This is a genomic window from Streptomyces cinerochromogenes, assembly GCF_014648635.1.
GTDB lineage: Bacteria > Actinomycetota > Actinomycetes > Streptomycetales > Streptomycetaceae > Streptomyces > Streptomyces cinerochromogenes.
Genome location: NZ_BMRM01000012.1, coordinates 168,277 through 188,021 on the forward strand (window position 1 = coordinate 168,277; position 19,745 = coordinate 188,021).

Sequence of the window (19,745 nt, forward strand, 5' to 3'; positions counted from 1 at the left end):
GCAGTCACTCCCGCCGGGCCACCGTGATGATCTCCGGGGACGTCGGGGTCAGCGGGCCCCGGTCCCAGTCGCCGTACTGCTCGGTCACGGTCAGGCCTGCCTCCGTGAGGAAGGAAGCCAGGGTGTCGGCGTCCAGGAAGCGGAGGACGCTGTGGTTGACCTGGGGGGCGGGCCAGACAGGGCCGGCGTAGGTCTCCGTGAAGTGGACCCGGCCGCGGTCCAGGCCCGTGCCCTGCACCTCGTGCCACACCCGCACCGGAGTGCCGTCGGCGGCGGTGATCTCGTGCACGCGGTCCGGGGTCCAGCGTTCCCAGGCCCGGGCGGCGGGGTTGCGGGTCTCGAAGACGAAGCGGCCGCCGCCGCGGAGGGCCGAGCGGGCGGCGTGCAGACAGGTCCGGATGTCGTCGTCCGTCAGCAGTTCCTGGAAGGCGTGCCCGGTCATGACGACGAGGTCGAAGTCGTGCTGCCACCGCCGGACCCGTACGTCGCCGAGGACCCACTCGATGTCGGGGCGAGCCCGCCGTGCCTGGACGAGCATCGCGGCGGCCGGATCGAGTCCCATCAGCCGCCCCCGGTGCCCCTCGGTCCGGGCCCGCCGCAGCAACTGCCCGGTGCCGCAGCCGATGTCCAGCACGGACCCGGCCTCCCGCAGCAGACCCAGGTAGAAGTCGTCCCCCGGTCCCCAGGGGTTGAGGCGGTCGTAGAGCGCGGCGAGCGAGAGATCGGCAAAGACGTGATCCACCACCGCGGCAGTCTGACACACGATGCTGAACGGTGTGTCAGGAAAACGGCACCCGGGCACAGAAGAGGGCCCGTGCCTTGGGGAGGCGCGGGCCCTCGTCCCCGGGACCGGACGTTCATGGGCTCGGGTCAATGGGCCGGTGAAAGTCCGCTCCGCAAGGGGGCGGCTGACGGAAAGGGGTGTGTCAGGCCGCCGCCTCGGGGTTCTTGGTGAGACCGTCCTTGGAGAGGCGCGGAGCGGGGACGGTGTCCGTCGTCTCGGGGTAGTGGCACGCCGTGAGGTGGCCCGGCTTGTTGCCCGCGGCCTCCACCAGCGGCGGCGCCTCCGTCGCGCACTTCTCGGTCGCCTTCCAGCACCGGGTGCGGAAGCGGCAGCCGGACGGCGGGTTGATCGGCGACGGCACGTCACCGGTCAGCCGGATGCGCTCGCGCGGCTCCTCGTCCACCGTCGCCTCGGGCACGGCGGACAGCAGGGCCCGCGTGTAGGGGTGGCGCGGGTTGTTGTAGAGGTCGTCGCGGTCGGCGATCTCCACGATCTTGCCGAGGTACATCACCGCGACGCGCTGGGAGAAGTGGCGGACGATCGCCAGGTCGTGGGCGATGAAGACGAATGCGATGCCCAGGTCCTTCTGGACCTGCTGGAGCAGGTTGACCACCTGCGCCTGGATCGAGACGTCGAGCGCCGAGACCGGCTCGTCGGCGACGATCAGCTTCGGTTCCAGGGCGAGGGCCCGGGCGACACCGATGCGCTGGCGCTGGCCGCCGGAGAACTCGTGCGGGAAGCGGTTGTAGTGCTCCGGGTTCAGGCCGACCGTCTCCAGCAGCTCGCGCACGCGCTTCTCGTGGCCGCCGGGCGGGTTGATGCCGTTGATCTCCATCGGACCGGAGATGATCTTGCCGACCGTCTGCCGCGGGTTCAGCGAGGCGTACGGGTCCTGGAAGATCATCTGGATCTCGGACCGGATCGGCGCCAGCTGCTTGCGGCCGGCGTGCGTGATGTCCTGCCCGCGGTAGGTGATCCGGCCGCCGGTCGGCTCCAGCAGGCGCGTGATGAGCCGGCCGGTGGTCGACTTGCCGCAGCCCGACTCGCCGACGAGGCCCAGGCTCTCGCCCTCGGCGACCTGGAAGTCCAGGCCGTCGACGGCCTGCACGGCGCCGACCGTCCGCTTGATGGGGAAGCCGCCCTTGATCGGGAAGTGCTTGGTGAGCCCGGAGACGTCCAGGAGGGGGGTGGTGCTGCTCATGGTGGTGAAGTCCCGTCTGAAATCCGTCAGTGGGTGCGGGCGGCGGCGTAGTCGGTGAACAACTCGCGCTTCTGCTCCGGCGTCAGGTGGCAGGCCGCACCCCGCCCGTCCACGACCTCCAGCGCGGGCCGCTCGCTGGAGCACCGCCCGCCGGACACCTTGTCGGCGAACGCGCAGCGGGGGTGGAAGCGGCAGCCGGACGGCGGGTTGAGCAGGGAGGGCGGCGAGCCGGGGATCGGCGACAGGGGGACGTCGACCGGCCCGTCCAGCGCCGGCATCGAACCGAGCAGGCCGAGGGTGTACGGGTGCTGCGGGTCCCGCAGGACTTCCTTCTTCGTCCCGCGCTCCACGCACCGGCCGCCGTACATCACCAGCACGTCGTCCGCGATGTCCGCGATGACACCCAGGTCGTGCGTGATGAAGATGATCGCGGTGCCGAACTCCTGCTGGAGGTCCTTCAGCAGGTCCATGATCTGCGCCTGGACCGTCACGTCGAGGGCCGTGGTCGGCTCGTCGGCGATGAGCAGCTCGGGGTCGCAGACCAGCGCCATGGCGATCATCGCGCGCTGGCGCATACCGCCGGAGAACTGGTGCGGGTAGTCGTCCACCCGGACGTCCGGCTGCGGGATGCCGACGCGGCGCAGCATCTCGATCGCGCGGACCCGGGCCTCGCGCTTGCTGCAGCCGGTGTGCTTCCGGTACGTCTCGCTGATCTGCGCGCCGATCGTGTGGTACGGCGACAGGGAGGCCAGCGCGTCCTGGAAGATCATCGACATCTTGTTGCCGCGGAGCTGCTCCAGCTCCTTCTCGGTGGCGGTGATCAGCTCCTTGTCGTCGAGCAGGATCTCGCCGTCGAGGGCGGTGTTGCGCGGGTCGTGCAGGCCCAGGATCGCCATGTTGGTGACGGACTTGCCGGAGCCGGACTCGCCGACGATGCCGAGGGTCTTGCCCTTCTCCAGGTCGAAGGAGAGCCCGTCGACGGCCTTGACGATGCCGTCCTCGGTGGAGAAGTGCACCTTGAGGTCGCGGACGGAGAGGAAGGGGGTGCTCATGGGTCTCTCCTTAAGCGAGGCGCACGCGCGGGTCGATCAGGGCGTACACGGCGTCCACGATGATGTTGAAGACGACGATCGCGCCGGCGGCGACGAGGACGACACCGAGCAGCACCGGCAGGTCGTTGTTCTGGACCGCCTTCACCGAGAGCATGCCGAGGCCCTGGAGGCTGAAGGTCGACTCGGTGATGATCGCGCCGCCGAGCAGCACACCGAGGTCGAGGCCGAAGATGGTGATGATCGGGCCCATGGCGCCGCGCCAGGCGAACCGGAAGAACACTGTGCGGCGGGACAGGCCCTTGGCGCGGGCGGTGCGCACGTAGTCCTGCGTGAGCGACTCGACCATCTGGGAGCGCGTCATACGCGTGTAGTTGGCGGTGAAGATCAGCGACAGCACCAGCCACGGCACGAGCAGGCCCGAGAACCACTTGCCCGGGTTGTCCGTGAACGGTGTGTAGCTCGCCCGGTCGAGCAGGTGCATCTGGTCGACCAGGAGGTAGGTGGCGAAGACACCGACGACGTAGATCTGCATCGAGGACGCGACCAGCGAGGCGGAGCTGGCGATCTTGTCCAGGGGCTTGCCCTGCTTGACGGCGGCCAGCATGCCGGTGCCGACACCGAAGATCAGGAAGATGACGGCGGCACCCAGGGACAGGGAGACCGTGGTGGGGAAGCGGTCCAGGATGGTGTCCAGCACCGGCTCGCGGCTCTGGAAGGAGAAGCCCAGGCAGGGAGCGTCGCAGTGTCCGAACGAGCTGTAGTCCCGCCCCACGAACAGGCCCTTGAGCCATTCCCAGTACTGCACGGGGAGCGGGTCGGAAATCGCCAGGTTCTTCCGCACCAGGGCCAGCGTCTCTGGGGTGCAGACCTTGCCGCACGCGATGCGGGCGGGGTCGCGCGGAGCGGCGTAGAACAGGACGAACACCAGGGCACTGATGATCAGCAGGATCACCGCGGCGCCGAGGATCCGGCGGACGAGGAAGCGGAACATGGCAGTTGGGATTTCCTGACGGATGCCGTAGGGGGGTCAGACGGCGGGGCGGCACCGGGCCGCCCCGCCTAGGGGGCCGTACGTCAGGCCTTGACGAAGGTCTTGTACAGCAGGGTCGCGGAGAAGTTCGGGTCGAACTGGGCGCCGCCGACCTTGTTGCCGTAGACGTAGAAGCGACGCTGGTACGTCTCGGGGATCATCGGGGCGACCTCCTCCATGATCCGCTTGTCGAGCGCGGCCCAGGCCTTGCCGGCCTCCTGCTGGTCCGGGATGACCGCGTTCTTCTTGATGGCCTCGTTGATCCAGTCGACGTTGGTCTGCGAGACGTTGTTCTTGCCGTTGCCGATCGCGTCGCCGTCGAGCAGCGGCTGGATCATCGTGTAGGCGGTCGGCCAGTCCGGGGACCAGCCGCCCCACATCACGTCGTAGGTGTTGTCGATCTGCTGGACCTGGTCGTAGTACGCCGTGGACTCCAGCGGCTTGATGACCGGGGTGAAGCCGGCCGCCTTCAGGGCGTTCTCGATGACGACCTTGGTCTTGTTGTAGGTCGGGTCGTTCGGGAAGGCGTAGACGATCTTCTGGCCGAGCGCGTTGGCCTCCTTCAGCAGCTTCTTCGCGGCCTCCGGGTCGCCCTGCGGCTTCTTCAGCTTGTTGTACACATCGGTCTTCTGGTAGCCGATGATGTCGGGGCTGAGGACCGAGGTCGCGAAGTCACCGGCGGACGGGCCGCCGTAGATCTGCCGGATCTGCTGCAGCGGCCAGGCGTGGATGAGGGCCTGGCGGACCTTGAGGTCCGTGACGCGCTTGGTGTTGATCCAGTAGAAGTAGGTGCCGGTCAGCAGACCGTTGAAGGTGCGCTTCTTCAGGTCCGGGTCGGTGAGGACCTTCTGGATGCGCTCGGCGGGCACGCCCTTGTAGATGGAGACGCCGTAGGCGTCGTTGCCCTGGGAGGAGATGAGGCGGTCCACGCCGTCCAGCGTCTCGACACCGAAGGTGAACTCGAAGCCGTCCGGGTAGGCGTTGCGGATCGAGTCGGTCTTCGGGTCCCAGTGCTTGTTGCGGATCAGCACCATCGACTTGTCGGTGGTGTGGGCCTTGATCTTGTACGGGCCGGCGGCGACCGGCTTCTTGTCGTACTTCTCCTTGGTGTCCAGCTTCACCGGCACCGCGGCGTAGGAGTGCATGGCCAGGGTGAAGTTGAAGTCGGGCTTCGACTCGGCCAGCTTGAAGGTGATCGTCCGCTTCGCCTTGTCGATGGTGATCGCGTCGAGGTGCTTGCCCTTGTACGGGCCCTCGTACGCGTCACGCCACTTGCCGCCCTTGCCGGTCAGCGCACGCTGGGCGTAGTCGGCACCCTCGGTCACGAACGGCGCCCAGGCGCGCTCGAAGCCGTGGCGGACGTCCTCGACGGTCAGCTCGCTGCCGTCCTCCCACTTCAGACCCTCCTTCAGCGTGAAGGTCCAGGTCTTGTTGTCGTCCGAGGCCTTGCCGGTGTCGGTGGCCAGGTCGCCGACCAGCTTCTGCTTGCCCGAGGCGTCGATCTTGTAGCCGGTCAGGCAGCGGTGCAGCAGCAGCGCGACGGTGGAGTTGTACGCGAAGTAGATGCGCTGCGGGTCCAGGTGCGAGAAGTCGTCCGGGGCCAGGCCGTAGATCGTGCCGCCCGTCTTCGCGCCGGGGATCTCCGGGGCCGGGCCGGTGGAGTCGGCCGCGGTGCCGACGGTGACCTTGGCACCGGTGTACTCCGTGGCGCCGGCACTCGGGGTGCCGCCGCTGCCGCCCGCGTCACCGCTGCTGCACGCGGACAGCACCGTCGTGCCCGCGGCCGCGACAGAGGTGGCGATCAGGAAGTTTCTGCGGGAAAAGGACATGGCTGGCCTGTTCTGCTGGAGGAACGAAGTGGTGCTGGACCCCGGCCGGGCCCCGTCGCCGTGGCCGGGGATGACGCATCAGCGCTTGGTCTTGGGGTCCAGGGCGTCGCGGACCGAGTCGCCGAGGAGGTTGAAGGCGACGACGAAGATCACCATCGACAGACCCGGGAAGAGCATGAAGGTGATGTCGTCCTGGTAGTACTTGGCACCGTTCTGGATCATCACGCCCCAGTCGGGGGTGGGATCCGTGAGGCCGACGCCGACGAAGGCGAGGCCCGCTTCCGCCGTGACGTACGTGGGGAGCAGAAGCGTGGACTGGATCAGGATCGGCGTCCACAGGTTGGGCAGCAGTTCCTTGAAGATGATGCGGGCCGGGGAGGCACCGGTCACCTTGGCCGCCTCGACGAACTCCCGCTCGCGCAGGGCGAGGACCTCGCCGCGCAGCAGACGGGCGATGGAGGCCCAGCCGAAGGCCGTCATCACGAGGATGAGGCTGGTGACGGTCAGCCAGACCGGCGTGTTCTCCTCGGAGGAGACGAAGATCGCCATGACCACCGGCCAGAAGGCGATGAAGAACAAGGTCTGCGGGAAGGCCAGCAGGATGTCGATCACGCGGCCGACGAGGTAGTCCGTCTTGCCGCCCAGGTAGCCGGCGGTGATGCCGATGACGACGCCGAGCAGGGTCGTCAGCAGGGCGGCCACCGCCGCGATCAGCAGCGAGTTGCGGATGCCGTAGAGCAGGAACGTGAAGACGTCCCGCCCGAGCTGCGGCTCGATGCCGAACCAGAAGTCGGAGCTGATGCCGCCGTTCGGCTTGACCGGGAAGTTGAACTCGTTCAGCAGGCCCGGGGTGTTCATGCCGTAGGTGGTGTACGGGTCCTTGCCGTACACCTTGGCTATGAGCGGCGCGAGGATGCCGACGGCGAAGAAGAAGATCACCACAAAGGCGGATATGACGCCCGTCCGGTCCCGCTTGAAGCGGGTCCAGGCCAGCCGTCCCGGAGAGCGGCTTTCGCTGCCCTTGGGGGCGCCGGGCTTCGCCGATGCGGCGCTGTCCTTGTCGGTCACCTCAAGAGGGGCGGCCGGGGAAGGGGTTGCGGGGGTCATGATGCTCCGTGCCTTGTGGGTCAAGGCTCCGCAGGGCGCTCCCCTACGGGCTACGCCGGACTTTTTCAACGCAATTCATTCAAGGTCAATAAATTCTCGACCGCCTTGGTTGTCTCTTTACCTTCTTTGCTCGCGCTTGATCATTCCGTAGCTACGCGGGTAGCGCGCCGTAATCAATCCGTGCTTCACATCGGACCAATCGGGCCAAACGGGCAAGGAGTTCGATATGCGGACGGTGGAGTGTCGAAATGCGTACATCACCGCCTCTCAATCCAACGTTTCAGCATCGTTACGTGACGATCTATTGCGCTCGGCGCCCAAGATCATCAGAGCGGCGGGCGGGCCGTGCCTGCATTCGGATGACGTGTCCCTCTAAAGATGGCTCAATCCGGCGGTGTGCATGAAGTATGCGCGGTATGTGTCTATATGACCGATAGTCGGTCCCGGCTCAGGGACGCAGGCCGGTCCCGGCTCAAGGAGGAGGCACGCCATGCGGCGCAGCGCGCACGCCCGATGGGCCGTCGGCGCGGTGGTGACGGCGCTCGCGGCCACCGCCTGCGGGAGCGCGGGCTGGAGCGGGGGCGGCAACGGCGGCGCCGTGCTCACCTCCTCCTGGGGGGATCCGCAGAACCCGCTGGAGCCGGCCAACACCAACGAGGTGCAGGGCGGCAAGGTCCTCGACATGATCTTCCGCGGGCTGAAGAAGTACGACCCCAGGACCGGCCGGGCCCGGGACTGGCTCGCCCGGTCCATCGAGACCCGGGACTCGCGGAACTTCACCATCCGGATCAGGCGGGGCTGGACCTTCTCCAACGGTGAGAAGGTGACCGCCCGGTCCTTCGTGGACGCCTGGAACTACGGGGCGAGCCTGCGCAACAACCAGAAGAACGCCTATTTCTTCGGTTACATCGACGGGTACGACCGGGTCCACCCCGACAGTGGCGGGCAGCGCGCCGACACGCTCTCCGGACTGAGGGTCGTCGACGACCACACCTTCACCGTCCGGCTCAACCAGAAGTTCTCAGGCTTCCCCGACACCCTCGGCTACGCCGCCTTCGCCCCGCTGCCCCGGCTGTTCTTCACCGACCACGCGGCCTGGGTGCGCAAGCCGGTCGGCAACGGGCCGTACGCCATCGCGTCCTACACGAAGGGCGCCCAGATGTACCTGAGGAAGTGGGACGGCTACCCGGGCCCCGACAAGGCGCGCAACGACGGCGTGACCCTCCTGGTCTACACCGACAGCAACACCGCCTACACCGACCTCCTGGCCGGCAACCTCGACCTCGCGGACGACATCCCCGCCGCCCAGCTGAAGAACGTCAAGGGGGACCTCGGCGACCGCTACATCAACACCCCGGCCGGCATCATCCAGACCCTCGCCTTCCCCTTCTACGACAGGGCCTGGAACCGGCCCGGCATGGAGAAGGTCCGCACCGGTCTGTCCATGGCGATCAACCGCAGGCAGATCACCGACACCATCTTCCGGAAGACGCGGACCCCGGCCACCGACTGGACCTCCCCGGTCCTCGGCGCGGCCGGCGGCTACAAGGCGGGGCTGTGCGGCAGGGCCTGCGACTACGACCCCGCCCGGGCGAAGCAGCTGATCAAGGAGGGCGGCGGGATCCCCGGCGGCCGGCTGAGGATCACGTACAACGCGGACTCCGGCTCGCACAAGGAATGGATCGACGCGGTGTGCAACTCCGTCAACAACGCGCTCGGCGACGACAAGGCCTGCGTCGGCAACCCCGTCGGCACCTTCGCCGACTTCCGCAACCAGCTCGGGCGGCACAAGATGACCGGCCCGTTCCGCGCGGGCTGGCAGATGGACTACCCGCTCATCCAGAACTTCCTCCAGCCGCTCTACTACACGGGCGCGTCCTCCAACGACGGCAGGTGGTCCGACGAGGACTTCGACCGGCTGGTGGACCGGGCCAACGCCGAGACGGACACCGCCAGGGCGGTCGCCCTCTTCCAGAAGGCCGAGGAGGTGGTGCGCGACCACATGGCCGCCATCCCGCTCTGGTACCAGAACGGCAACGCCGGCTACTCCGACCGGCTGTCCCACGTGGCGCTCAACCCGTTCAGTGTGCCCGTCTACAACGAGATCAAGGTCGGCTGAGCCGCGATGGGACGCTATGTCGCCCGGCGGCTGCTCCAGATGGTCCCGGTGTTCGTCGGGGCCACGCTGCTGATCTTCCTGATGGTGAACGTGATGGGCGACCCCGTCGCCGGGCTGTGCGGGGAGCAGGGCTGCGACCCGGCGACGGCCGCCCAGCTGCGCAGGGAGTTGGGCCTCGACAAGCCGCTGTGGCAGCAGTACCTGACCTACATGGGGAACGTCTTCACCGGAGACTTCGGTACGGCGTTCAACGGCCAGCCGGTCACCGAGCTGATGGCGACGGCGTTCCCGGTCACCGTCCGGCTGACGGTCGTGGCCGTCCTCCTCGAGATCGCCGTCGGTATCACGCTGGGCGTCGTGACCGGGCTCCGGCGCGGCCGGCCGGTCGACACCGGGGTGCTGCTGGCGACGCTGGTCGTGATCTCCGTACCGACCTTCGTCACCGGTCTGCTGCTCCAGCTGCTGCTCGGCATCCGATGGCAGTGGATCAAGCCGTCGGTCCGCAGCGGCACCTTCGACGAGCTGATCGTGCCCGGCCTGGTCCTCGCCTCCGTCTCGCTCGCCTACGTCACCCGGCTGACCCGCACCTCCATCGCCGAGAACAAGCGGTCCGACTACGTCCGCACGGCCGTCGCCAAGGGCCTGCCCCGGCGCCGGATCATCACCCGGCACCTGCTGCGCAACTCCCTCATCCCCGTGGTCACCTTCATCGGCACCGACATCGGCGCGCTGATGGGCGGCGCGATCGTCACCGAGCGGATCTTCAACATCCACGGCGTCGGCTACCAGCTCTACCAGGGCATCCTGCGCCAGAACACCCAGACGGTCGTCGGTTTCGTGACCGTGCTCGTCCTCGTCTTCCTGGTCGCCAACCTGCTCGTGGACCTGCTGTACGCCGTACTCGACCCGAGGATCCGCTATGCATGAGCAGCCGTACGAGCCCGAGCGTGCGATCGCCGGCACCGGCATGGGCGGCGCGATGGACCTCGCGGCGAGCGAGGCGACCACGCTGGAGGGTCGTCCGTCAGCCGCCTCCGGCGGGCGGGCACCGGGCGGACCGGCCGGCAAGCCGCGCTCGCTGTGGTCCGACGCCTGGCGGGACCTGCTCCGCAACCCGGTCTTCCTCCTCTCCGCCCTGGTCATCGTCTTCCTCGTCCTCATCTCCCTGTGGCCCTCGGCGATCGCCTCCGGCAGCCCCCTGACGTGCGACCTGGCCAAGGCCCAGGACGGTCCGGGCCCGGGCGCGCCCTTCGGGTACGACGGCCAGGGCTGCAACGTCTACACGCGGACCGTGTACGGCGCCCGTACGTCCGTCACGGTCGGCCTGTGCGCCACGCTCGGGGTGGCACTGCTCGGATCGGTGCTCGGTGGCCTCGCGGGCTACTTCGGCGGCGTCTGGGACGCGGTGCTCTCCCGGATCACCGACATCGTCTTCGCCATCCCGGTCGTCCTCGGCGGTCTCGTCCTCCTCTCCGTGGTGACCTCTACTACGGTCTGGCCGGTCATCGGGTTCATGGTGCTGCTCGGCTGGCCCCAGATCTCCCGCATCGCGCGCGGCTCGGTCATCACCGTCAAGCAGCACGACTACGTCCAGGCCGCCCGCGCCCTCGGCGCCTCCGACACCCGGATCCTGCTGCGGCACATCGCCCCGAACGCCGTGGCCCCGGTCATCGTCGTCGCGACCATCGCGCTCGGCACCTACATCGCCCTGGAGGCGACCCTGTCCTACCTCGGCGTCGGCCTCAAACCGCCCAGCGTCTCCTGGGGCATCGACATCTCCGCCGCCTCCCCGTACATCCGCAACGCCCCGCACGCCCTGCTGTGGCCCTCCGGCGCCCTCGCGGTGACCGTCCTGGCCTTCATCATGCTCGGCGACGCGGTCCGCGACGCCCTCGACCCGAAGCTGAGGTGACGGCGGCCATGCTGCTCGACGTGCGGGACCTGCGGGTGGAGTTCCGGACCCGGGACGGTGTGGCGCGCGCCGTCGACGGGGTCGGCTTCGCGGTGGACGCGGGGGAGACACTGGCCGTGCTCGGGGAGTCCGGGTCGGGGAAGTCCGTCACCGCGCAGGCCGTGATGGGCATCCTGGACACGCCTCCGGCGCGGATCACGGGCGGGCGGATCCTGTTCCAGGGGCGGGACCTGCTGACGCTGAAGGGGGAGGAGCGGCGGAGGATCCGGGGCACCGGGATGGCGATGATCTTCCAGGACGCGCTGTCCGCCCTCAACCCCGTCATGACCGTCGGGGACCAGCTGGGCGAGATGTTCGTCGTCCACCGGGGCATGTCACGCAAGGGCGCCCGGGCCAGGGCCGTGGAGCTGATGGAGCGGGTGCGCATCCCGGCCGCCGCCCAGCGGGTGCGGGACTATCCCCACCAGTTCTCCGGCGGCATGCGCCAGCGCATCATGATCGCGATGGCGCTGGCCCTGGAACCGGCGCTCGTCATCGCGGACGAGCCGACCACCGCCCTTGACGTCACGGTCCAGGCCCAGGTCATGGACCTGCTCGCGGAGTTGCAGCGGGAGTACCGCATGGGGCTGATCCTCATCACCCACGACCTCGGCGTCGTCGCGGACGTCGCCGACCGGATCGCGGTGATGTACGCGGGGCGGATCGTCGAGTCCGCCCCGGTGCACGACATCTACAAGGCCCCGGCCCACCCCTACACCCGCGGCCTGCTGGACTCCATCCCCCGCCTGGACCAGAAGGGACGGCAGCTCTACGCCATCCAGGGCCTCCCGCCGAACCTCACGCACATCCCGCCCGGCTGCTCCTTCCACCCCCGCTGCCCGCTCGCCCGGGACGTGTGCCGCACCGACGAGCCCCCGCTGTACGCGGTGGACGAGGACCGGGGCAGCGCCTGCCACTTCTGGAGGGAGTGCCTGCATGACCGCGACCACTGAGCCGATCCTGGAGGTCAGCGGCCTGGTCAAGCACTACCCCCTGACCCGGGGCGTCCTCTTCAGGAAGCAGATCGGCGCGGTGAAGGCCGTGGACGGCGTCGACTTCACCCTCGGCCGGGGCGAGACCCTGGGCATCGTCGGCGAGTCGGGCTGCGGCAAGTCGACGGTGGCGAGGCTGCTGTGCCACCTGGAGCGTCCGACGGCCGGCTCCATCCGGTTCAGGGGCGAGGACATCACCCGGCTGTCCGGCCGCGCCCTGAAGGCCGTACGCCGGAACATCCAGATGGTCTTCCAGGACCCGTACACCTCGCTCAACCCGCGCATGACGGTGGGCGACATCGTCGGCGAGCCCTACGACATCCACCCCGAGGCGGCCCCCAAGGGCGACCGGCGGCGCCGGGTGCGGGAACTGCTCGACGTCGTCGGCCTCGACCCGGAGTACGTCAACCGCTACCCGCACCAGTTCTCCGGCGGCCAGCGCCAGCGCATCGGCATCGCCCGGGGCCTCGCGCTGCGCCCGGAGGTCATCGTCGCCGACGAGCCGGTCTCCGCGCTGGACGTCTCGGTCCAGGCCCAGGTGGTCAACCTGCTCGGCCGACTCCAGTCGGAGTTCGAGCTGTCGTACGTCTTCATCGCGCACGACCTGTCGATCGTGCGGCACATCTCGGACCGGGTCGCGGTGATGTACCTGGGCCGGATCGTGGAGACCGGCAGCCACGGCGAGATCTACGACCATCCGACCCACCCCTACACCCAGGCCCTGCTCTCCGCCGTGCCCGTGCCCGACCCCGAGGCCCGCGACCGCCGGGAGCGGATCATCCTCACCGGTGACGTGCCCTCCCCGGCGGACATCCCCTCCGGCTGCCGCTTCCGCACCCGCTGCTGGAAGGCGCAGGAGCGCTGCGTCCGGGAGGTCCCGGCGCTCGCCGTCCCCGAGGCCTTCCGCGGCACCTCCGGCCCGGCGGCGCACGCCTCGGCGTGCCACTTCGCCGAGGAGAGGCAGGCGGTCCTGCCCAAGGCGCCGCGGCCGAACGGCAACGGGCCGGGATGACATGGCGTCACCCCGGCCCGTTCACGGCACCCGCACGGCCGTACGCTGATCAGCCTCCCGTGTCCGTATATCGGTACGGCTTCCGTGAAGTTGCCTGTGTGTTAAAGCGGTTGTGCGGTGACGCCGGTCACGCCCGGTCGTCCGGCCGGGGCAGGGAACGCCGGAGGAAGTCCAGCTGGAGCCGGAGCAGGTTCGCCCCGACCGTCTCCTGCGGGGTCATGTGGGTCACCCCCGACAGGGGCAGCACCTCGTGCGGGCGGCCGGCGGCCAGCAGGGCGGAGGACAGGCGCAGCGAGTGGGCGACGACCACGTTGTCGTCCGCCAGCCCGTGGATGACCATCATCGGGCGGTGCGGCTCGGCCGGGTCGACCAGGCCCGCGTCGTCGATCACCGAGTTGCGGCGGTAGACCTCCGGCTGCTCGTTCGGGTCGCCGAGGTAGCGCTCCTGGTAGTGGGTGTCGTACAGCCGGAGGTCGGTGACCGGCGCGCCGACCACGGCGGCGTGGAAGACGTCCGGGCGGCGCAGCACCGCCAGCGCCGCCAGGTAGCCGCCGAAGGACCAGCCCCGGATCGCCACCCGGCCGAGGTCCAGCGGGTACCGCTCGGCGAGCGCGTGCAGGGCGTCGACCTGGTCCTGGAGCACGACGTCCGCCAGGTCGTCCCGGACCGCCTTCTCCCACGCCGGCGAGCGGCCCGGGGTGCCCCGGCCGTCGGCGACGACCACCGCGAAGCCCTGGTCGGCGAACCACTGCGAGGTCAGGTGGGCGTTGTGGGCGGCGGCCACCCGCTGGCCGTGCGGGCCGCCGTAGGGGTCCATGAGGACCGGCAGGGGAGTGTCACCGGGGTAGTCCCGTGGCATAAGCACGGCGCACGGAATTCGGCGTGCGCCCCCCTGGGTCAGGGTCACCCGCGGGGACAAACCGGGATCTTCGGCGTACGAACGGACAGTCGTCGTCGGTTTCCCGTCACGCAGCACCTGGGCTCGGGCGCCCGGCCGGTCCAGTGCGGAGGACACCAGGACGGTCACGTTCCCGGAACGGACCGCCGAGTGCACACCGGGCTCCTGCGACAGGCGTTCCACGCCCAGTTCGTTCACCCGGTACACATGGACTTCGCCAATTTCCGGCGCCTCGGCCTCCGGACCGGAAGAGGCGGAAACCAGTACGTCCTCCGGACCCACGTCCAGAACGGCACGAATGTGCAACTGACCGCTGGTCAAGGGCCGTTCGCCGACCGTCAGCACCCGTGCGCCGGCCTCGTCCGCGATGCGGACAAGCTGCCCGGAGGGGCTCCAGCAGGGCACACCGGCGAACAGTTCCAGCCAACTTGGATCTTCATCGGCGTGCACCATCCGGGTGGCCCCGGAATCCGGGTCCACGGCCAGGAAAAGCTGGCTTCGCTGGTCCCGCGCCTGGACCAGCAGCAGCGGCGCACCCGCCTCTGACCAGTGCACACGCGCCAGATACGGATAGCGCGCACGGTCCCAGACCACCTCGGTGCGGGTCCCGTCCAGCCCTTGTACGTACAGACGGACGTCCGCGTTCGGAGTGCCCGCCGCCGGGTACCGGATGTTGAGTGGCTCACGCTCCGGGTGGGCCGGATCCGCGATCCACCACCGCCGTACCGGCGTGTCGTCCACGCGCGCCACGAGCAGCCGGTCCGATCCCGGCGCCCACCAGAACCCCCGCGAACGCCCCATCTCCTCGGCCGCGACGAACTCCGCGAGACCGTAGGAGACGTCCTCCGACTCCGGCTCCGCCAGCGCCCGGTCGCCGTCCCCCTCGGCGCCCACCACCCTGAGCGCGCCCCGCGCCACATACGCGACGTGCCGCCCGTCGGGGGACGGACGCGGGTCGATCACCGGCCCGGGGACGGGGAGTTCACGCGCCGTGCCGGCCCGCAGCTCCGCCGTGAAAAGCCGCCCTGACAAGGTGAAAGACGCCAACTCCACGGCGCTGTCGGTGGCGAGGCCGACGATGCCGGCCCCGCCCTCGCGACTGCGCTCACGGCGCGCCCGCTCCTCGGCCGACAGCTCTTCGGAGGTGCCCTGGAGCAGCGCGCGCGGGTCGGCCGCGAGCCGCTCCGTGCCCTCCGGAAGATCCATGACCCACAGGGAGTTGGCCCGGTCGGTGCCGGAGCCGGAACGCAGGAACACGACACGCGAACCGTCGGGCGCCACGGTGAACGCACGCGGCGCGCCGAGCGTGAACCGCAGGGTCCGGGCGTACCGGCGGGGGAAGGTGTCAGCCTCGGTCGTCATACCCCGACCATATTGGCCATGCGCCCCCTTGTGCGGCTGTGCGCCGACCGATGCGCGAGTACGGATAGTTATGATCACTACCGCAGAGTGGGTATGAACCTGCTGGCGTCTGCATGGATTTGCTCAACTGATCTAGAACCCGCGTCCCTGGGATCTTTGGAGGTGAGCCGCCGTGGCACTCTCGATTTCGGCGGTTGTGCTGCTGGCGATCATCGTCTTCCTGCTGATCAAGAAGTCAGGGCTGAAGGGCGGCCACGCGGTCGTCTGCATGCTGCTCGGCTTCTATCTCGCCTCCTCGACGGTCGCTCCCACGATCAGCGAGCTGACGACCAACGTCGCCAGCATGATCGGCAGCATCAAGTTCTGACGGCCGCCGTCCCGGGGACTGTCGTGGGGACCTCGTAGGGTGGTCCCCATGACGGAACTGTCCTCCCGGCGCCTTCTCCTGGTGCACGCGCATCCGGACGACGAGTCGATCAACAACGGCGCCACCATGGCCAGGTACGCGGCCGAGGGTGCCCAGGTGACGCTGGTCACCTGCACCCTGGGGGAGCGGGGCGAGGTCATCCCGCCGGAGCTGCGGCACCTGACGGGCCCGGCGCTGGGCGCCCACCGGCGCGGTGAGCTGGCCGCGGCCGCCGCCGCGCTGGGGGTCCGGGACGTCCGGCTGCTCGGCGGCGCCGGGCGGTACGGCGACTCCGGGATGATGGGCCTGGCCGACAACGACGACCCCGGCTGCTTCTGGCAGGCCGACCTCGACGAGGCCGCCGGTCTGCTCGCCGAGGTGATCCTGGAGGTCCGCCCGCAGGTCCTCGTGACCTACGACGACCACGGCGGCTACGGCCATCCGGACCACATCCAGGCCCACCGCGTCGCCATGCGCGCGGTCGACCTCGCGGCCGAACGCGGCCACCGGATCGCCAAGGTGTACTGGAACCGCGTCCCGCACTCCGTCGCGGAGGCGGCCTTCGCCCGCCTCCAGGACGAGCTGCCCGCATTGCCGTTCGACAAGAGCGCCGACCTGGACGACGTACCCGGCGTGGTGGACGACGAGCGGATCACCACCGCGGTCGACGGCACCGCCCACGCCGCCGCCAAGGCCGCCGCGATGCGCGCCCACGCCACCCAGATCGAGGTGGCCGAACCGTACTTCGCGCTCTCCAACGCACTCGCCCAGCCCCTGTTCACCACCGAGTACTACGAGCTGGTGCGCGGCCCGGGGCAGCGCGGGGAGACCGACCTGTTCGCCGGCCTGGGCCTCGGCCCCGGGGAGGCGTCGTGAGCGGCGGCGGAAACGGTCCCCTGCTGGCCCAGCCGCTCCGCCCGCCCTCCGCCGGCCGGGCCCTCGCCTACCTCGGCCTGTTCCTGCTCGGCGCGGTCACGGGCCTCGCCGGGGCCCTGGTGCAGGCCGCCTGGTTCCCCGGCGGGCTGCTGCTCGCGCTCGCGGGCGCCGCCGGGCTGTTCCTCGGCGGGGGGTACGCCACCGCGAGCCGGGGCGGCGCGGTCGCGCCGGCGGCGGGCTGGATCGTCGCCGTCATCCTGCTCACCACCACACGCCCGGAGGGAGACTTCCTGTTCGGCGCGGGCGGGGGCTCCTATCTCTTCCTGCTCGGCGGCATGGCCCTCGCTGTGATCTGCGCCACCATCGGCGTGGTGCGGCAACCTCGCGGCGACTCCGCCCGACTTGGCAAGTGACGTACCACTTCGCCGTGCGGCGCACGTGCGAGTCCGGTGCGGGTTTCCTCGGCGGTCATGGGATAAGCGCCATAAGTGGCCAGTATGGTGGTGCGCGCCGCCGAGCTGCCCGCGTGAGGTCGTGACGGGCGGCGGAGCCAACCGGGAGAACCTGCCTTGAGTCGTGAAACTGACACTCCGTCCTCCGGGCCCAACGGGCGCGGCGGAGCCGCATACCCCTCCGGCACGCCGCCGTACGGGACCCCCTTGGCTTCCGACGACGGTACGGGCGCGGGCCGTTCGGGCGCGCGTCCGGAGGAGAAGAAGACCGAGACCACGCTGACGACCCGGATCCGGATCAACATCCCCGGGTCCCGGCCCATCCCGCCGGTCGTCGTGCGCAAGCCCGTCGGGGACGGCGAGGGCTCCGCGGACGAGGCGCCCGCCGACGAGCCGCGGCCCGCGGCCGACCGGGCGCCCGCCGCCGCGGCCTCCGAGGCCCCGGCCGAGTCCGGCGCCCAGGCGGAGGAGAAGACCAGCGACTGGTTCGCGCCCCGCAAGTCCTCGGCCCCCAAGGGCGGGCCGGGCGGCGGCGGCACGAACGGTGCCGGGATCCCCGGCGGTTCCGCCGCGTCCGCCGCACCCTCGGGAGCCGCCGGATCCGCCGCGTCGTCCGGCGTGCCGGGCGGCCGTACGGGTGGTCCGGGAGCCTCCAAGGCCGCCGGTACCACCGGCGCGCGCCCCGGCGGCGGCCGTCCCGGCGGTGTGGTCGGCTCCATGAGCGTGCCGGGCGGCCCCCGCTCCGGCGGTTCGAACGGCAAGGGCCTGCCCGGCGCCACCGGCGGCCCCGTCGCCCCGGGACACGGCGGCGGCACCGGCTCCTTCGACGTGACCGAGGCGCTGACCGCGGGCCCGCTGGCCGGCGGCTCCCGCCCCGGCTCCGCGGGCTCCGGCGAGCCCCGCCGGGACGACCTGCCGTACTTCGCGGAAGGCCACCCGGACGGCACGGGCCAGGACGGCTTCGGCACCGGCGCGTCGGGCACCGGCGGCCAGGACGGCTTCGGCGGCGGCTTCGGCGGTCAGGACGGTCTCGGCGGCGGTGCGGCCGCCGCGCACGGGCGCGACGGCTTCGCCGGTGCCGCGGGCGGTGCCCAGGGGCACGGCGGCCCGGGCGGCGCCAGCGGCTTCAACGGACCCGGCGGCCCCGGCGGCGCCGGCGGCCCGCAGCAGGGCCCGGCCGGTCCCACCGGCGGCCCGGTCACCGGCGACGGCACCCTCGTCCCGCGGGCCGCCGGCGGCGGCCTCGGCATGGGGCCGGGCGAGCCCTTCGACGGCCCCGCGGCCGCCGGCTTCCCCGGCCGGAGCACCCCGCCGGCCCGCAGCGCCCTCACCGACATCGCCGACCTCGAAGGCACCGGCGGCCAGGGCGGTCCCGGCGCAGGTCCCGCGGGCCGCGGTCCCGGCGCCGGGCTCAGCGACGACACCGCGATCCTCACCCCGCAGAAGCCGGCCCCGGAGCCGGGCACGCCCGGCTACCGCTCCCCGGCCGCCGACAACGTGTCCGGACACACCGTCACCAGCGGCATCCCGGTCGTCCCGAACGCGGGCAAGCCCCCGTTCGGCACCCACCCCGGCGGCCCGGCCGCGCCCGCCGCGCCGGCGCCGCAGCGGGCCTCCGCGCCCAAGGCGGCGGCCAAGCCCAAGAAGAAGGGCCGCAGCAAGCTGATGCTGCTCGCCGTCGGCGTGGTCGTCGTCGCGGGCGGTGCCTACGGCGCCGGGCTGCTGATGAACCGCACCGACGTGCCCAAGGGCACCACCGTGCTCGGCGTCGACATCGGCGGCGGCACCCGCGACGACGCCGTCAAGAAGCTGGACGACGCCTTCGGCAGCCGGGTGAACAAGCCGCTGAAGCTGTCCGTGGGCGGCAGGACGGTCACCCTCGCGCCGGGGAACGCGGGCCTCCAGTTCGACTACCAGGCCACGGTGAGCGAGGCCGCCAAGAGCGACTACAACCCGGTGCACGTCGTCGGTTCGCTCTTCGGGCAGAAGCGCGTGGTCGAGCCGGTCATGCCGGTGGACGAGGAGAAGCTGCAGGCCGCCCTCCAGCAGGCCGGCGGCGGCTCCGGCTCGGTCACCGACGGCACCATCACGTTCCGCTCCGGCAAGGCCGTGGCCGTCTACGGCAAGGCGGGCCGGGCCATCGACGCCGGCCGCGCGACCGACGCGGTCGAACAGGCCTACCGCAGGCTGGTGGAGACGGACGCCGCGGCCCCGGTCACCGTGCCGACCACCACCAAGCAGCCCACGGTGTCGAACGCCGAGGTCGACCGGATGATGAACGACTTCGCGAAGCCCGCGATGTCCGGCCTCGTCCGGGTGCAGACCGACGCGGTGCACAGCATCCCGTTCGGCCCGCTGTCCCTGCCGAAGATCATCAGTTTCAAGGCGGTCGACGGCAAGCTCGTGGACACGTACGACCTGAAGGCGCTCAAGCAGGCCTACGGCAGCACCTTCGACGGTGTGCAGATCCAGACCGCCACCGGGAAGCGCGGTGTGCTGCCGCAGGACGTCGTCGCCGCCCTGCGGAAGGCGCTGGTCGGCAAGACGACGGCCGAGCGGGTCGGGGTCATCGACACCAACCCCAGCTAGCCGGCCCGGTCCAGGGGGCGCCCTCCTCAAGGGGGGCGCCCCCTCTGCACGTCCGTCATCCGACCCGCATGACATCTGTCATCCG

At 70.5% G+C, this 19,745-nt stretch carries 16 protein-coding genes; 9 read left to right on the forward strand and 7 right to left on the reverse strand.

Going from position 1 to position 19,745, the window contains the following annotated elements:
* Positions 1-4 precede the first annotated feature (4 nt).
* From IEZ20_RS23625 to IEZ20_RS23650, 6 genes are all read right to left on the reverse strand, one after another.
* Entirely contained in the window at positions 5-745 is a 741-nt protein-coding gene (locus tag IEZ20_RS23625) for a class I SAM-dependent methyltransferase (RefSeq protein WP_189302028.1), read from the reverse strand.
* 181 nt (positions 746-926) lie between these two features.
* Complete coding sequence (locus IEZ20_RS23630; RefSeq protein ID WP_189302029.1) at positions 927-1,985, reverse strand: ABC transporter ATP-binding protein; 1,059 nt, start codon at positions 1,983-1,985, stop codon at positions 927-929.
* Positions 1,986-2,011: 26 nt separating this feature from the next.
* Entirely contained in the window at positions 2,012-3,037 is a 1,026-nt protein-coding gene (locus IEZ20_RS23635) for an ABC transporter ATP-binding protein (RefSeq protein ID WP_189302030.1), read from the reverse strand.
* 10 nt (positions 3,038-3,047) lie between these two features.
* Positions 3,048-4,028 carry an ABC transporter permease gene (locus IEZ20_RS23640; protein ID WP_189302031.1) on the reverse strand — a complete coding sequence of 327 codons (981 nt, stop codon included), beginning with the start codon at positions 4,026-4,028 and terminating at the stop codon, positions 3,048-3,050.
* A gap of 83 nt (positions 4,029-4,111) precedes the next feature.
* Positions 4,112-5,896, reverse strand: a complete 1,785-nt coding sequence (locus tag IEZ20_RS23645; RefSeq protein WP_189302032.1) for an ABC transporter substrate-binding protein — start codon at positions 5,894-5,896, stop codon at positions 4,112-4,114.
* A 78-nt stretch (positions 5,897-5,974) separates the two neighbouring features.
* The gene (locus tag IEZ20_RS23650) at positions 5,975-7,003 is read right to left on the reverse strand and encodes an ABC transporter permease (protein WP_229896231.1); all 1,029 of its coding nucleotides are present in this window, start codon (positions 7,001-7,003) and stop codon (positions 5,975-5,977) included.
* 490 nt (positions 7,004-7,493) lie between these two features.
* Between IEZ20_RS23650 and IEZ20_RS23655 the strand changes: the two genes are divergently transcribed.
* From IEZ20_RS23655 to IEZ20_RS23675, 5 genes are read left to right on the forward strand one after another with little or no spacing between them, the layout of a single operon-like run.
* Complete coding sequence (locus IEZ20_RS23655) at positions 7,494-9,122, forward strand: peptide ABC transporter substrate-binding protein (RefSeq protein WP_189302033.1); 1,629 nt, start codon at positions 7,494-7,496, stop codon at positions 9,120-9,122.
* Between the two features lie 6 nt (positions 9,123-9,128).
* On the forward strand, positions 9,129-10,049 hold the full coding sequence (locus IEZ20_RS23660; protein WP_189302034.1) for an ABC transporter permease: 921 nt from the start codon (positions 9,129-9,131) through the stop codon (positions 10,047-10,049).
* On the forward strand, positions 10,042-11,034 hold the full coding sequence (locus IEZ20_RS23665; RefSeq protein ID WP_189302035.1) for an ABC transporter permease: 993 nt from the start codon (positions 10,042-10,044) through the stop codon (positions 11,032-11,034). Before IEZ20_RS23660 ends, IEZ20_RS23665 begins: the two co-directional genes overlap by 8 nt.
* Positions 11,035-11,042: 8 nt before the next feature.
* Positions 11,043-12,026, forward strand: coding sequence for an ABC transporter ATP-binding protein (locus IEZ20_RS23670; protein ID WP_189302036.1), 984 nt, complete (start codon positions 11,043-11,045; stop codon positions 12,024-12,026).
* Positions 12,010-13,077 (forward strand): ABC transporter ATP-binding protein, encoded by a 1,068-nt coding sequence (locus IEZ20_RS23675; protein WP_189302038.1) that lies wholly within the window; start codon positions 12,010-12,012, stop codon positions 13,075-13,077. The genes IEZ20_RS23670 and IEZ20_RS23675 overlap by 17 nt, the downstream gene beginning before the upstream one ends.
* Positions 13,078-13,204: 127 nt before the next feature.
* On the opposite strand, the gene IEZ20_RS23680 is transcribed toward IEZ20_RS23675, so the two are convergent.
* On the reverse strand, positions 13,205-15,337 hold the full coding sequence (locus IEZ20_RS23680; RefSeq protein WP_189302040.1) for a S9 family peptidase: 2,133 nt from the start codon (positions 15,335-15,337) through the stop codon (positions 13,205-13,207).
* Between the two features lie 172 nt (positions 15,338-15,509).
* On the opposite strand from IEZ20_RS23680, the gene IEZ20_RS23685 reads away from it, so the two are divergent.
* The 4 genes from IEZ20_RS23685 to IEZ20_RS23700 all read left to right on the forward strand — a co-directional run bounded on the left by IEZ20_RS23685 (position 15,510) and on the right by IEZ20_RS23700 (position 19,660).
* Entirely contained in the window at positions 15,510-15,704 is a 195-nt protein-coding gene (locus IEZ20_RS23685) for a hypothetical protein (RefSeq protein ID WP_030346161.1), read from the forward strand.
* A gap of 48 nt (positions 15,705-15,752) precedes the next feature.
* Entirely contained in the window at positions 15,753-16,619 is an 867-nt protein-coding gene (mshB, locus tag IEZ20_RS23690; protein ID WP_189302042.1) for an N-acetyl-1-D-myo-inositol-2-amino-2-deoxy-alpha-D-glucopyranoside deacetylase, read from the forward strand.
* Positions 16,616-17,032 carry a DUF6113 family protein gene (locus tag IEZ20_RS23695; protein WP_189302044.1) on the forward strand — a complete coding sequence of 139 codons (417 nt, stop codon included), beginning with the start codon at positions 16,616-16,618 and terminating at the stop codon, positions 17,030-17,032. Before mshB ends, IEZ20_RS23695 begins: the two co-directional genes overlap by 4 nt.
* Positions 17,033-17,188: 156 nt before the next feature.
* On the forward strand, positions 17,189-19,660 hold the full coding sequence (locus IEZ20_RS23700) for a hypothetical protein (protein WP_189302046.1): 2,472 nt from the start codon (positions 17,189-17,191) through the stop codon (positions 19,658-19,660).
* Positions 19,661-19,745 lie beyond the last annotated feature (85 nt).

Excerpts from the sequence above, each read along its gene's own strand:
- IEZ20_RS23630 (WP_189302029.1), bottom strand. The coding sequence starts at position 1,985 with ATGAGCAGCACCACCCCCCTCCTGGACGTCTCCGGGCTCACCAAGCAC.
- IEZ20_RS23635 (WP_189302030.1), bottom strand. The coding sequence starts at position 3,037 with ATGAGCACCCCCTTCCTCTCCGTCCGCGACCTCAAGGTGCACTTCTCC.
- IEZ20_RS23640 (WP_189302031.1), bottom strand. The coding sequence starts at position 4,028 with ATGTTCCGCTTCCTCGTCCGCCGGATCCTCGGCGCCGCGGTGATCCTG.
- IEZ20_RS23645 (WP_189302032.1), bottom strand. The coding sequence starts at position 5,896 with ATGTCCTTTTCCCGCAGAAACTTCCTGATCGCCACCTCTGTCGCGGCC.
- IEZ20_RS23650 (WP_229896231.1), bottom strand. The coding sequence starts at position 7,003 with ATGACCCCCGCAACCCCTTCCCCGGCCGCCCCTCTTGAGGTGACCGAC.
- IEZ20_RS23655 (WP_189302033.1), top strand. The coding sequence starts at position 7,494 with ATGCGGCGCAGCGCGCACGCCCGATGGGCCGTCGGCGCGGTGGTGACG.
- IEZ20_RS23660 (WP_189302034.1), top strand. The coding sequence starts at position 9,129 with ATGGGACGCTATGTCGCCCGGCGGCTGCTCCAGATGGTCCCGGTGTTC.
- IEZ20_RS23665 (WP_189302035.1), top strand. The coding sequence starts at position 10,042 with ATGCATGAGCAGCCGTACGAGCCCGAGCGTGCGATCGCCGGCACCGGC.
- IEZ20_RS23670 (WP_189302036.1), top strand. The coding sequence starts at position 11,043 with ATGCTGCTCGACGTGCGGGACCTGCGGGTGGAGTTCCGGACCCGGGAC.
- IEZ20_RS23675 (WP_189302038.1), top strand. The coding sequence starts at position 12,010 with ATGACCGCGACCACTGAGCCGATCCTGGAGGTCAGCGGCCTGGTCAAG.
- IEZ20_RS23680 (WP_189302040.1), bottom strand. The coding sequence starts at position 15,337 with ATGACGACCGAGGCTGACACCTTCCCCCGCCGGTACGCCCGGACCCTG.
- mshB (WP_189302042.1), top strand. The coding sequence starts at position 15,753 with ATGACGGAACTGTCCTCCCGGCGCCTTCTCCTGGTGCACGCGCATCCG.